The sequence below is a fragment of the Arthrobacter sp. ERGS1:01 genome (genome assembly GCF_001281315.1).
Classification (GTDB): Bacteria; Actinomycetota; Actinomycetes; order Actinomycetales; family Micrococcaceae; genus Specibacter.
Genome location: NZ_CP012479.1, coordinates 2,965,830 through 2,978,926 on the forward strand (window position 1 = coordinate 2,965,830; position 13,097 = coordinate 2,978,926).

General features: G+C 63.6%; 13 protein-coding genes. 7 read left to right on the top strand and 6 right to left on the bottom strand.

What is annotated here, in order from left to right:
- Nucleotides 1-13 precede the first annotated feature (13 nt).
- From AL755_RS17410 to AL755_RS17425, 4 genes are all read left to right on the top strand, one after another.
- On the top strand, nt 14-706 hold the full coding sequence (locus tag AL755_RS17410) for a histidine phosphatase family protein (protein ID WP_054012078.1): 693 nt from the start codon (nt 14-16) through the stop codon (nt 704-706).
- A 24-nt stretch (nt 707-730) separates the two neighbouring features.
- Nucleotides 731-1,324 (top strand): DUF3090 domain-containing protein, encoded by a 594-nt coding sequence (locus AL755_RS17415; protein WP_054012079.1) that lies wholly within the window; start codon nt 731-733, stop codon nt 1,322-1,324.
- Nucleotides 1,324-2,091, top strand: coding sequence for an SCO1664 family protein (locus AL755_RS17420; RefSeq protein WP_054012080.1), 768 nt, complete (start codon nt 1,324-1,326; stop codon nt 2,089-2,091). Before AL755_RS17415 ends, AL755_RS17420 begins: the two co-directional genes overlap by 1 nt.
- A 386-nt stretch (nt 2,092-2,477) precedes the next feature.
- On the top strand, nt 2,478-3,443 hold the full coding sequence (locus tag AL755_RS17425) for a hypothetical protein (protein WP_150117154.1): 966 nt from the start codon (nt 2,478-2,480) through the stop codon (nt 3,441-3,443).
- Nucleotides 3,444-3,712: 269 nt separating this feature from the next.
- On the opposite strand, the gene ychF is transcribed toward AL755_RS17425, so the two are convergent.
- Nucleotides 3,713-4,798 carry a redox-regulated ATPase YchF gene (gene ychF, locus AL755_RS17430; protein ID WP_054012082.1) on the bottom strand — a complete coding sequence of 362 codons (1,086 nt, stop codon included), beginning with the start codon at nt 4,796-4,798 and terminating at the stop codon, nt 3,713-3,715.
- Between the two features lie 139 nt (nt 4,799-4,937).
- Between ychF and AL755_RS17435 the strand changes: the two genes are divergently transcribed.
- The gene (locus tag AL755_RS17435) at nt 4,938-6,119 is read left to right on the top strand and encodes a DNA recombination protein RmuC (RefSeq protein ID WP_054012083.1); all 1,182 of its coding nucleotides are present in this window, start codon (nt 4,938-4,940) and stop codon (nt 6,117-6,119) included.
- A gap of 148 nt (nt 6,120-6,267) precedes the next feature.
- Here AL755_RS17435 and AL755_RS17440 read toward each other — a convergent pair whose 3' ends face one another.
- Both AL755_RS17440 and AL755_RS17445 read right to left on the bottom strand, forming a co-directional pair.
- The gene (locus tag AL755_RS17440; protein WP_054012084.1) at nt 6,268-7,353 is read right to left on the bottom strand and encodes a 4-hydroxy-3-methylbut-2-enyl diphosphate reductase; all 1,086 of its coding nucleotides are present in this window, start codon (nt 7,351-7,353) and stop codon (nt 6,268-6,270) included.
- Nucleotides 7,354-7,362: 9 nt separating this feature from the next.
- Nucleotides 7,363-8,196: a hypothetical protein gene (locus tag AL755_RS17445; protein ID WP_054012085.1), complete on the bottom strand. Its 834-nt coding sequence runs from the start codon at nt 8,194-8,196 to the stop codon at nt 7,363-7,365.
- Between the two features lie 156 nt (nt 8,197-8,352).
- On the opposite strand from AL755_RS17445, the gene xseA reads away from it, so the two are divergent.
- Together xseA and AL755_RS17455 are read left to right on the top strand one after the other, a co-directional pair.
- A complete protein-coding gene (xseA, locus tag AL755_RS17450) occupies nt 8,353-9,600 on the top strand; it encodes an exodeoxyribonuclease VII large subunit (RefSeq protein ID WP_054012086.1) in 1,248 nt (415 codons plus the stop codon).
- A gap of 9 nt (nt 9,601-9,609) precedes the next feature.
- The gene (locus AL755_RS17455) at nt 9,610-9,840 is read left to right on the top strand and encodes an exodeoxyribonuclease VII small subunit (RefSeq protein ID WP_054012087.1); all 231 of its coding nucleotides are present in this window, start codon (nt 9,610-9,612) and stop codon (nt 9,838-9,840) included.
- A gap of 131 nt (nt 9,841-9,971) precedes the next feature.
- Here the strand turns inward: AL755_RS17455 and AL755_RS17460 are convergent, their stop codons facing one another.
- The 3 genes from AL755_RS17460 to AL755_RS17470 form a co-directional block, all read right to left on the bottom strand.
- Nucleotides 9,972-10,826 (bottom strand): polyphosphate kinase 2 family protein, encoded by an 855-nt coding sequence (locus tag AL755_RS17460; protein WP_054012088.1) that lies wholly within the window; start codon nt 10,824-10,826, stop codon nt 9,972-9,974.
- Between the two features lie 14 nt (nt 10,827-10,840).
- Nucleotides 10,841-12,058, bottom strand: a complete 1,218-nt coding sequence (locus tag AL755_RS17465) for a pyridoxal phosphate-dependent aminotransferase (RefSeq protein ID WP_054012089.1) — start codon at nt 12,056-12,058, stop codon at nt 10,841-10,843.
- 66 nt (nt 12,059-12,124) lie between these two features.
- Entirely contained in the window at nt 12,125-13,075 is a 951-nt protein-coding gene (locus tag AL755_RS17470; protein WP_160318924.1) for a glycine betaine ABC transporter substrate-binding protein, read from the bottom strand.
- Nucleotides 13,076-13,097: the final 22 nt, after the last annotated feature.

Sequence of the window (13,097 nt, forward strand, 5' to 3'; positions counted from 1 at the left end):
TTAGGCTGGGTGGATGGCGACAGTTATTCTCGTGCGGCACGGCCGCTCCACAGCCAATGCCACAGGGCTCCTGGCGGGCCGGGCATTCGGCGTCAGCCTGGACCAGATTGGCCGGGACCAGGCGGCCATTAGCGGAGACCGGCTTGCTCCCGTGCCGCTGGTCGGGGTGGTGTCGAGTCCTCTTGAGCGTTGTCGGCAGACCGCCCAGTTCATCATCGATCGCCAGACTGGCGCTCCGTACGCGCCCATTGACCCGGATCTCACCGAGTGCGATTACGGTCAGTGGCAGGGCCGCATGCTCAGTGATCTCGCGACCGAGGATTTGTGGCCGGTGGTCCAGTCGCAACCGTCCGCCGTCGTCTTTCCGGGCGGTGAATCCATGGCCGCGATGCAGGCCCGGTCAGTGGCAGCGATTCGACGCCACGACGCAGCATTCGAAGCCGAGCACGGGCCAGGGGCCGTGTGGGCGGCGGTGAGTCACGGTGACATCATCAAGTCGATCCTCGCTGACGCGCTCGGCATGCATCTTGACCTGTTCCAGCGCATCAACGTGGGTCCCGCCTCCATATCGATCGTGCACTACGGCGCCAGCCGGCCGACCGTCTACGCGAGCAACACCGATGCGGGTGATCTGTCGTGGTTGTCGAACGGCATCCGCTCTGGCGATACGCCGGTGGGTGGCGGTGCAGGGCAACGGGCGCCATGAAGCTCGTGGGCCTAGAATACTGACATGCGCACACGTGTTCACGAGTTTTCCTGGCCCGATCGGGTCGTCATTGGCACCATCGGCCTTCCTGGAGCGCGTACGTTCTACCTCCAGGTGCGCGCAGGAAAGCAAATCGTGAGTATCGCCCTGGAGAAGCAACAGTCGGCTCTGCTCGCGGAGAAGATCGACGAAATTCTCGACCAGCTCATCACCGTCGAGAGCAACCCCTTCAGCATTCCCACGGGGACCCCTATTGAACTTGTCGACAATGACCCGCTCGAGGCCGTCACGGAGCAGTTTCGCACCGGGGCAATGAGTCTCGGGTGGGACCCAACCACAGCCCAGATCGTCATTGAGGCCCACCCCCTCACCGATGACGACGACGCTGACGCTGATGCTGATGCTGATGCTGATGCTGATGCTGATGCTGATGACGAATCGCATCATGAGGACGAGGCCGCCGAGTCCGAAATGCTGCGCGTGCGAATGCCGGTGGGCAGCGCCCGCGCATTCGCCAAGCGCACCCGCGAGATCGTGGGTGCCGGCCGTCCGATGTGCCCGCTCTGCGGTTATCCCGTGGACGCCGACGGACACACCTGCACCCTTCCCGAGGTTTGATGCCAACGCCGGACCTCATGGCCGCCGAGCTGACTCTCACCGGCCGAATCACGACGGCTTCAAACGCGACATTCCTTGGCAGCATCGGCGACGTAACGGTGGTCTATAAGCCGATAGCCGGCGAAAGTCCGCTGTGGGATTTTCCGCAGGGAACGCTGGCCCACCGGGAGGTGGCCGCCTACCTGGTCTCGCAGGCCTTTGGCTGGGGCGTTGTGCCCCGCACCTGGCTGCGCGATGGTCCGATGGGCGAAGGAATGGTGCAGCTCTGGCAGGAGCAGGACCCCGCCCAGGACGCCGTGGACCTGATCGCGGCGGATCACGTGCCGGAGACAGGTTGGAAACAGGTCCTCAAGGGGCGGGATGAGAACGGTCGGATGGTCGCCCTCGTCCACGAAGACTCGCCGGCACTCAGGCGCATGGCGGTGTTCGACGTCGTCGTCAATAACGCCGACCGCAAGGGCGACCACATCCTTGCCCTGGCTGACGGACACCGGCACGGCGTGGACCACGGGCTCACCTTCCACCGTGACCACAAGCTGCGCACGGTGCTGTGGGGGTGGATGGGAGACGCTCTAACTGCCGACGAAGAAGACGGCATAGATCGCGTCAGCGAAGGACTGCACGGTGAGCTGGGCCGAAACCTGGCGGACTTGCTCACTGCCGAGGAAATCGAGTCTCTCGCCGCGCGCTGCGCCCGGTTGCGATTGGAAGGGCGGTTTCCCGCTCCAAGCGGTGAGATGTCCGCGGTGCCCTGGCCGCTATTCTAAAGGACTTGCGGCCACGGGCTTGGCCACTCGTTCGGTTAGCAGCAAAGTGCCTGCCGCATTGGCGTGGCCACCCTCAAAAAAGCGGATGGCCGCCAGGAACACGTGTTCCCGGCGACCCTCGCAAAAGGTTTCAAGCAGTCCAGCGGCTTAGACGTTGAAGCGGAACTCCACCACGTTTCGTAGCCGAACAGCCTCAGCGACAAATCCAATACACCCTATTCGTCGCGAACGACCGGCAGTTGGATCATGCAGACTATCGGTTAGGTAGATCCATCTCGACCGACAAACTCATTCGGCAAAAGTCAGCCAGGCGTTTGGCCGGCGCCGGTATGCGAACCTGAGCTGGGATCGACATCTCTGTCGCAGTCGAGACATAGACTCCAGCTATGGTTAAGGAACATGAAACGCAAGCAACAATCTTCAACGACTCATGGAGCCGACTCTCTTGGGTTGAAGATCAGGTCGAGAGAGTACGCAGGCTCGCGGAGCCATGGACTCTTTTGGCAAATCACGCGCGGTTAACGACGGCAATAGATGAATTGGCGACGAACGAAGGGCACTTTGAGTTCGAGGTTGGTGTCCACCCAACGCCGGAGCTGCCGTCCACCATCAATTTCCTCATCGGTAATATCGTCACCGACGCACGCTCATGCCTCGATATGGCCATAGATGCAATTTGGAGGAATTATGGACTAGATGAACACGGCGTACAGGTTCAGTTTCCCCTCGAAGATAACTTTGCCGAGAAGCGTGTCAACTCTCGAAAGGGACGCGGGCTTCGCACTTTCATCGACCGTCTCGATGACCGTTTCGTAGAGGTCATTGAACGCGCCCAGCCGAACTATGCGGGCGGAATGCTGGACATCCCGGCTAATCTATCTGCGGTCTTTATCAGCAAGCTCTCGAACGCCAACAAGCACCGCAATATCACTCCGGTGACTCTTCAGACTGTACTCACGTCATCGTGGACGAACGAGCCAGGCCTGAAGCTCACCGTCCTCGACGCAGATATGAAACAAGGGATTCCTCCCCTACGTTTTGCCGTCGACTACGATTCTGCGATCTATTCTGGCCGCAACATTTGTGAGTACATCGATGAATTGGGACTTCAGGCTCCGACCGCATTACAGATCAATTTCGCTCAGCGGCTCATTGTCGATCGGCAAGAAATACCCCTGTTTCCGCCTAGATTCGATGGTGCAAAGATCGAGTGGCGAGCCGAATTGGACGACGTACTCTCGAAAGTCCCTGCCTACATCAGGCTGACGCTTCGTAATCTAAATCGCGTGCACAGCATTATTGAGAAAGGTACCGGAGAATTCTATTTCCTCGATTCGAACTCAACTCTATGAGCAACCTGCCACTCTGCAGCCAGCAGAGCGGTTCCTGCTGCAAGACAATTTGATGCCTCAGGGCACTCCGAATGGGCTGTTTGTGCTGAAGTCGATTGTAAGCTCTGAAAAGCAAAGGCCTCCGGTGTGTCATTCATTCCAGATTCTGAAGTCAGCCTTTTTCACGTCGTTCTTTGACCATTTGTTGAACACGAATCAGCGCCGATCACAGAAATACCCGGAGAGCTCATACACTCCGGGCATTTCTTAATGTCTAGGTTGATTTGACTCTAAACATTAAATCTAAACTCCACCACGTCGCCGTCGTGCATGACATAGTCCTTGCCTTCGATCCGGACCTTGCCCTTGGCCTTGGCCTCGTGCATGGAGCCGGCTTCGATGAGGTCCTCAAAGTGGACAACCTCGGCCTTGATGAAGCCGCGCTGGAAGTCGGAGTGGATCACGCCGGCAGCCTGGGGGGCCGTATCACCCTGGTGGATGGTCCAGGCGCGGGTTTCCTTGGGACCAGCCGTGAGGTAGGTCTGCAGGCCCAGCGTGTGGAAGCCGACGCGGGCCAGCTGGTCCAGGCCGGACTCGTCCTGGCCGTTCATCTCCAGCATTTCGCGGGCTTCCTCCTCGTCAAGCTCGGCCAGGTCGGCCTCGAGCTTGGCGTCCAGGAAGATCGCATCCGCGGGGGCCACCAGGGCGCGCAGTTCCTCCTGGCGCTCCGGGTTGCCCAACACGGCGTCGTCGACGTTGAACACGTAGATGAACGGCTTGGCCGTGAGCAGGCCCAGTTCCTTGAGGTGTTCCATCTCCAGCTTGTCGCTCTTGATGGAGGAGAAAATGGTGTCGCCGCGTTCCAGGACCTTCTGGGCGTCCTTGATCGCGTTGAGCTCGGCGGCCTCGCGCTGCTTGAGCTTGACGGCCTTTTCGATGCGCGGCACAGCCTTTTCAATGGTCTGCAGGTCCGCGAGGATCAGTTCGGTGTTGATGGTCTCCATGTCGGAGCTCGGGTCAACCTTGCCGTCCACGTGGACAACATCGGGGTCGTCGAAGACGCGGATGACCTGGGCGATGGCCTCGGCCTCGCGGATGTTGGCCAGGAACTTGTTGCCCAGCCCTTCACCCTCGGAGGCACCCTTGACGATGCCGGCAATGTCCACGAAGGACACCGTGGCCGGCAGCAGGCGGGCGGATCCGAAGACCTCGGCGAGCTTTGCCAGGCGCGGATCGGGCAGGCTGACCATGCCAACGTTGGGCTCGATCGTGGCGAACGGGTAGTTCGCTGCGAGCACGTTGTTGCGCGTCAGTGCGTTGAAAAGGGTTGATTTGCCGACGTTGGGCAGTCCGACGATGCCAATAGTAAGAGCCACGGACCAAGCTTACCGGCAGGGTCCCAATTTTGCCGCCTGCGGCGAAACTGGGGGGCCGGGAAGCGTTACCGGCAGGGTCCCGGATTTGCTGCCTGCTTACATGGCGAACGATGTCAGTGGCTCGTGGCAAGGTGGCTCCATGACTGGAATTGGATGGCTTGTGGCCGTATTGATGTTGCTGGCGGGCCTTGTGCTGGGGGCGGCTGCCGTGGCCTGGTACCTGCGCGGGCGGCTCCTTGTGGCCGGGGAGGAGTCCGCCGCCGCGCAGGCCCGGGTGGGTGAATTGACGGCGAACTTTGCCGCGGCGGATGCCGAGCGCCGGCTGTTGTTCAACCAGAACCGTGCCATGTCGGTCCAGCAGTCCTCGGATTCCTCCGTGCTGCAGGCGCTGGGGCCCGTTTCGGAGAAGCTCAGCGCGGTGCAGCGCCAGGTGGCCCTGTTGGAGCGCGACCGCGTGGAGCAGTACGGCCAGCTCGCCGAACAGCTGCGCGACGCCAAGGACGCCGATGCCCGTTTGCTGGCTACCACCACGTCGCTGGAGTCGGCCCTGCGGTCCAACAACGCCCGCGGCAAGTGGGGCGAGGTGCAGTTGCGCCGCGTCGTGGAGGCCGCGGGCATGTTGGCCCATGTGGACTTTGAGGAGCAGGTCCACACGCTCACCGACGACGGCGCGCACCGCCCCGACATGGTGGTCCGGCTGCCCGGCGGCAAGGAACTGGTCCTTGATGCGAAGGTGCCGCTGTCCTCCTACCTGCAGGCGCACGACGCCGGAGCCTCCGAGGACTCCGATTCCCACCAACACCTGGCCCGCCATGCAAAAGCCGTCAAGGCCCACGTCGACGCATTGTCGGCCAAGAAGTACTGGACCTCGGCCCACAACTCCCCCGAACTGGTGATCTGCTTCGTGCCCGTCGAGTCGATCCTGTCCGCGGCGCTCGTGGCCGATCCGGGACTGTTGGACTACGCCATGGCGAAGAACGTGGTGCTGGCCTCGCCCATCTCGCTGTTGGCCATCCTGAAGTCGATCGCCTTCAGCTGGCGCCAGGATGTGCTGACGGAAAGCGCCAAGGAGCTCTTTGACTTGTCCGCCCAGCTGTACACGCGCCTTGGCGTCATGGGTGAGGCGGTCTCCAATGTGGGCGCCTCGCTGAAAACGTCGGTGGACCGCTACAACAAGTTGGTGGGCACCCTCGAAGCCCGGGTCCTTCCAACCGCCCGCAAACTCAACGCCTTCGACCCCGGAACCCTGGCCGCACCGGTCCTGGTGGAGGTGTCGCCGCGGACCTTCACGGCGCCGGAACTGGAAGAGCGCGCCGGATAGGGAACCCGCCGAGAACTGCTTTGGCGACCGAAAACTGCATTGGCCGCCGAAAACTGAGGCCGTGCACGCGATCGCATGCACGGCCTCAGTTTTCGGCACTAAAAGCAGTTCTCGGTGCCGGATGCAGTTCTCGCGGAGCGGGTGAAGACTAGTTCACTGGGCGCTTGCCGTGCCCGCCCAGCCCGCTGGTGCTGTCCCCTGCCGCCTTCATGGTGGCGCGGAGTTCCTTGGGGAGCGAGAACAGGATGTCCTCCTCGGCCGTCACCACTTCTTCAACGGAGCCGAAGCCGTAGTCGGCCAGCAGGCGCAGCACGTCCTGGACCAGAATTTCCGGCACGGAGGCGCCGCTGGTGACGCCAACCGTGGCGATTCCCTCAAACCAGGTCTCGTCGATTTCGTTGGCGAAGTCCACCCGGTAGGAGGCCTTGGCGCCGTATTCCAGGGCCACCTCAACGAGGCGGACGGAGTTCGAGGAGTTGGCCGAGCCCACCACGATGACCAGCTCAGCCTGCGGTGCGATCTTCTTGATGGCCACCTGGCGGTTGGTGGTGGCGTAGCAAATATCGTCGCTCGGCGGGTTCTGGAGCTTGGGGAAACGCTCCTTGAGGATGTCGACAATTTCCATGGTCTCGTCCACCGAGAGCGTGGTCTGCGAGAGCCAGATCAGGTGGTCCGGGTCCTCGACCTGGACCGTGCGCGCCTCGGCCGGGTTGTTCACGATCGTGGTGCTCTCCGGCGCCTCGCCGTACGTTCCCTCAACCTCCTCGTGCCCCTCGTGGCCGATCAGCAGGATGTGGTTCTTAGCCTTGGCGAAGCGGACGGCTTCCTTGTGGACCTTGGTCACCAGCGGGCAGGTTGCGTCGATTGTGCGCAGCCCGCGGTCCTCGGCCGACTGCACCACGGCGGGTGAGACGCCGTGGGCGGAAAACACCACCAGCTCACCCTCGGGAACTTCCTCATTTTCCTCGACGAAGATGGCGCCCTTTTCCTCAAGTGAGGAGACAACGTGGACGTTATGGACGATCTGCTTGCGCACGTAGACGGGCGCGCCGTGGTGTTCCAGGGCCTTTTCGACCGCGATCACGGCACGATCCACACCGGCGCAATAACCGCGCGGGGCTGCCAGCAGGACGCGCTTCGTTCCAGCTACCGGGGCGGCAGCGGCCACCTCTTCGGGCGACCGGCGGCGGCGCGGTACGGCGGGCATGGGAAAGGAAACGGCAGTGGTGCTCATGATTCCATCCTACGGGGTGGAAATGCGCCTCACCATGCGAGCTGCGCCACCGCCAATGACCAGGCCGGCGGCCAGGATGAACGTAAAAGTGATGCCCCACTGCCAGCTGTTCTTGGCCAGGGCGCCGAGCTCGCTGCCAAATTGTGCCGCCACCTCGTTACCCGTGCCTAAGTTTGCAAACTGTCCCGCCACGAACCCAGAGGCCAGGGCCCAGGCGAGTGCCACGAGCGCCAGGCCCAGGCCGGCCAGCACCGTGGTGAGCGACCTGTTCCGGGCCACGACGATTGCCAGCACCAGAAGGACGACGGCGAAGATCGCCAACCAGATTCCCCAACCTCCCAGCGTGGTCACAGCGGGGATCGCCCTGGCAACGGTCGGCTGGTCCATGCTGATGAGGACTTCCTTGGGTGCCGGCAGATTCACGCCGAGGTCGGCCGAGACCTTCGTCGCCACCAGGCCCACCATGGGGGCGATGTCGAGGTTCAGGCTGCCGCGGCCTTGCTGGCCGGCGTCCGGCGTGAACGTCAAGGCGTGGCTGCGGCGCAGGGTCTCGGCCCAGGCCTCGGCGTAGCCCGGCTGGGTGTAAAGGGTCCGCGCGGCGGACTTGATGACGCCTGCCGCAAGGTTCTGCAGCTGGGGCGGAAGATCCAGCTGGGCCGCTGATTGTGTGGCCACCACTGTGGTCAGTCCCTGCTGGAAATCCTTGTTGGCGCCGAGCGGGCCGGCCAGGGCCACAAAACCCGATTCGCTGACAACGTTGCGTTCGGCCCAAATGGCCGGACCTGCGACTGCCGCCAGCAACAACGCGACGATGACCAGTACTGCCGAGCCAACTGAGCGCATCTGCCGTCCCTTGGTAGAAGTGGTGAGTAACCCACTTTATGTCATTGCCCCACGGTCCCCGCCCGCGGGCCTGTGGATAGCCGTGCGCTGGTGTCGGTGGCAAAAGCTAGAGTGGAAGCAAGTTTTACAGCCCAACAAGGACGGTGAGAGGTGCCCATGCAGGAAACCCCGGAGCGGAAAACCATTCCCGCCACGGCGGCGGAAACCACTCCGGAGAACCCGTGGCCGCTGGCACTGTTGAGCCAAAAACTCAAGTCGCACATTGAAAAAGCCCCCGCAGCCTGGGTTGAAGGGCAGATCATTGAGCTGAACAAGCGCGCCAATGTCAGCTATCTGACCATCCGCGACATTGACGACGAGGTCTCCCTCAGCGTCACCGTGTGGGGTTCGGTGCTCAGCCAGCTGGCCACGCCGCTGGAACGCGGTGCCCGGGTGGTGGCCTCGCTCAAGCCGGACTTCTGGATGAAGACGGGCCGGTTATCCATGCAGGGTCGCGACATCCGCCCGGTGGGCCTCGGCGACCTCCTGGCCCGGATCGAGCAATTGCGCCAGGCCCTGGCAGCCGAAGGCCTCTTCAATGCCGACCGCAAGAAACCACTGCCGCTGCTGCCGCACAGGATCGGCCTGATCACGGGCCGCAATTCCGATGCCATGAAGGACGTCCTGCGCAACGCCGCACTGCGCTGGCCCGCCGTCGAGTTCGAGGTCCGCGAAGTGGCCGTTCAGGGCGTCAACGCCGTCACGGCCGTCATCGGAGCGTTGCGTGAGCTCGACGCCGATCCGCAGGTTGACGTGATTGTCATTGCCCGCGGCGGCGGCTCCATGGAGGACCTGCTGCCGTTCAGTCACGAATCGCTGGTGCGCGCCGCGGCCGACGCCGTGACCCCGATCGTGAGCGCCATTGGCCACGAGGCGGACCGCCCCCTGCTCGACGATGTCGCGGATCTGCGTGCCTCAACACCCACGGATGCTGCCAAAAGGATCGTGCCGGACGTGACGGAGGAGATGCGCCGCGTGGATCAGGCCCGCCTCCAGCTGAACCGGCGCGTCAACCAACTGCTCGACCGGGAGCGCGACCGCCTCGCACAGCTGCGCTCCCGACCGGCCCTGGCCAACCCGGAGTCCATGCTGCTTGCCCGGCACGACGACGTCGCCCGGCTGGGCGGGCGGGCCTTGACCGCCGTGCGTGGCCAGGTGGGCCGCCACACCGACCAAGTGAAGCACCTCCGCGCCCAGGTCCGTGCCCTGTCGCCGCAAAAAACCCTCGACCGGGGTTACGCCGTGGTCCAGCTGGAGGATCGCAGCATTGTGCGCGATCCCGCCCAGGCACCGGACGGCACTCCCCTGAAAATCCGCGTGGCCGGTGGCGACTTCACCGCCGCAGCCACTTCCGCCCCACAGTAAGGACCACCCATGAGCAAGGCAGCACAAGAGACCCCCAACGCCGATGTCGCGGCGCTGAGCTACGAACAGGCCCGCGAACAGCTCGTCGCCGTGGTCAACCAGCTCGAGGCCGGCAGCTCCAGCCTCGAGGACTCCCTGGCCCTGTGGGAGCGTGGCGAAGCCCTGGCCAAGAAGTGCGAGGAATGGCTCGACGGCGCCAAGGCTCGCCTCGACGCCGCCCGCGCCAACACCGAGGGCTAGCTCCGGCGCTAAGCGCTGGCGGAGACGGTGTTTTCGTAGCCGACGTAAAGGAGACCCTAAGGCCGCCCGCGGCCGTGGGGCGGATAGTCGGCGAGAAAATGCCGGCTTCGACGGCGAGCTCCCGGATTCGGCTAGGCGTCCTTGAGGCGGGCCCGTTCGTGGGCCACGTCGAAGTCGCCGGCGGGCCATTGCAGGTTCAATGAGCCGAGGGTCTCGATCAGGATTTCCTGGACGGCCAGCCGGGCGTACCACTTCTTGTCCGCCGGCACCACGTACCAGGGTGCGTTGGGCGTGCTGGTGCGCTCGAACACCTTTTGGTAGGCATCCATGTAGTCGGGCCAGAAGGCGCGCTCGTCGAGGTCGGTGGGGCTGTACTTCCAATACTTGGTGGGATCCTTCAGCCGGGCGCTGAGCCGGTCGAGCTGTTCGTCGCGGCCAAGGTTCAGCATGACCTTCACCACTGTGGTTCCGGCCGCCGCCAGCTCGGCCTCGAAGCCGTTGATGGCGGCGTACCGGCGGTCAAGCTCGGCCTCATCCGCCCAGCCGTGGACGCGGTGGATCAGCACGTCTTCATAGTGGGAGCGGTCAAAGACGCCAAACATGCCCGGCCCCGGCACTGCGGGCCGGATCCGCCACAGGAAGTCGTGCGCTTTCTCCTCGGCGGTGGGCGCCTTGAACGCCGTGAGCTTGATGCCCTGGGGATCCACGGAGCCCACCACGTGCCCCACAATGCCGCCCTTGCCCGCGGTGTCCATGGCCTGCAACACCAGCAGGATCGACTTCTTCCCGCCAAAGCGGCTCTCCGCGAACAGTTGCTCCTGGAGTTGGGACAAGACCGGCGCCCGCGCAGCCAGGGCCGCGGCGCCGTCGGCTTTCTTGCCCGAGAAACCGGGCGAGGCGTTCGTGGAGTGGCCGGCCAGGGTGAAGCCGGGACCCACCCGCAACAGACCGGCGGGATGATCGCTGAAACCAAGGGGCAATGACACTGTGGGGCCTTTCCTTAGGGTTTGTACGTGCTCAGGAACTCCGCGATCCGTCCGATGGCCTCTTCGAGGTCCTTGACGTTGGGCAAGGTGACAAGCCGGAAGTGGTCGGGCCGAATCCAGTTGAAGGCGGTGCCGTGCGAGACCAGGATCTTCTGCTGCTCCAACAGGTCCAGGGCAAACTGCTCGTCACTCTTGATCGGGTAGACCTCGGGGTCAAGCTTCGGGAACAGGTACAGCGCACCGTGGGCCTGGTTGGTGGACACGCCGGGGATCTCGTTGAGCAGCCGGTAGGCGATGTCGCGCTGTTCCTTCAGCCGGCCGCCGGGCAGGATGAGGTCCTCGATGCTCTGGTGCCCGCCCAACGCGGTCTGGATGGCGTGCTGTCCGGGGACATTGGCGCACATGCGCATGTTGGCCAGCAGGTTGATGCCCTCGAGGTAGTCGGCGGCCCGGCTCTTGGGGCCGGAAATGGCAAGCCAGCCGGAACGGTAACCGCAGATCCGGTACGCCTTGGACAGTCCGCTAAAGGTCATGCACAGCACGTCGTCGCCGGTGATGGTGGCCGTGTTGAGGTGCTCGGCGCCGTCGTAGAGGATCTTCTCGTAGATCTCATCCGAGAACACCACCAGGCCGTGCTTGCGGGCCAAATCCACCATGCCCTGCACAATGTGGCGCGGGTAGACGGCGCCCGTGGGGTTGTTGGGGTTGATGATGACCAGGCCCTTGGTGCGGGGCGTGATCTTCGCTTCCAGGTCCTCCAGGTCGGGCCACCACTCGTTGTCCTCGTCGCACAGGTAGTGCACGGGACGCCCGCCGGCCAGGCTCACGGAGGCGGTCCACAGCGGGTAGTCCGGCGTGGGCACCAGCACCTCGTCGCCGGTGTCCAGCAGCGCCATGAGCGACAGCGTGATGAGTTCGCTGACGCCGTTGCCCAGATAGACGTCGTCGACGTGGATGTTGTGGATGCCGCGCGTTTGGTAGTACTGGACCACAGCGGTGCGCGCCGAGAATATGCCGCGGGAATCGCTGTAGCCCTGGGCATGCGGCAGATGGCGGATCATGTCGACCAGGATGGCGTCGGGCGCCTCGAAGCCGAACGGGGCGGGGTTGCCGATGTTCAGCTTCAGGATGCGGTGGCCCTCGGCCTCCAACTTTTGGGCCCGTTCCAGCACGGGACCGCGGATGTCATAGAGAACGTTGTGGAGCTTGCTGGATTGTTTGAAATCTGCCATGCACCCAATATCGCATAGCGCGGCGCGGGAGCGCGGATGCTACGCCGCCAGGGGCCGGGCCAATGCCTAAGAAGTGGCCTTGAGGAGGCCCATGAGCACCAGCCATGCGTGGGCCGCCTGGTCCAGGGAGGCGTTGTTGCTGCCGTCGGCAAGGCGGTTCAGGTTGATCAGTTCCTCGTCGCTGAGGGCGGCCGTGACCTTGTTGATCACCGCTTGGATGTCCGCCGGCACGTTCTTGGTGGACACCAGCGGGACAATGCTTTGGGCCTGGAATACCTGCTTCGTATCCGTCAGGACCACCAGCGCGTTGTCTTCGATGGCCGGTGAGGAGCTGTGGATGTCAGCGACCTGGATCTTGTCGCGCAACAACGCCAGCAGGAGCTCCTCATTGGTGTTGGGCAGTTCCTCGTAGGCTTTGGGGACACAGTTGTAGTCCGATCCCAGGGTGGCGAGGCCGTGCTCCTTCGTGCGGAAGTTCTCGGAACCGCCAAAGTCGAGCTTGTCGCATACCTTGGCCAGGTCGGCGATCGTCTTCAGGTTGTACTTTTGCGCCGTTACCGTGGTGACCACCATGCCGTCATTGTCCTGCGCCTTCGCCGCGTCCAGCATAGAAATTTTTGCCGGAAGGGCTGACTTGAGCGCGTCCAGGACCTGGCCGGTGGTGGTGACCTGGGCGTGCGGGTCCAGGACGTCAAGGAACGAACTGGAGTAGCCGGGCACAAGGTCCACCGCTCCCGTACCCAGTTTGTCGAGCAGGGTGGGATCCTGAGGATCTTCGGCCGCGATGGTCGCCTTTGCCCCGGCCGCGTCCAGGGCCGCGGCGTAGACGTGGGCCAGCAGCGCCCCTTCCAACGGGTTTGAACCGTCGGGGACGGCCGGGATACCGACCACATAGGCCGGCCCGGCGGTGTGGGAGATGCTGGGAATGACGACGATGGGGCCGGAGGTGCAGGCCGTAAGGCTCCCCAGTGCCAGTGCAAGCACGCCAAGGGTTGCGGTAAGACGGCGCAGATGCACGCTCTCCCCTTTGCTGGTGTGC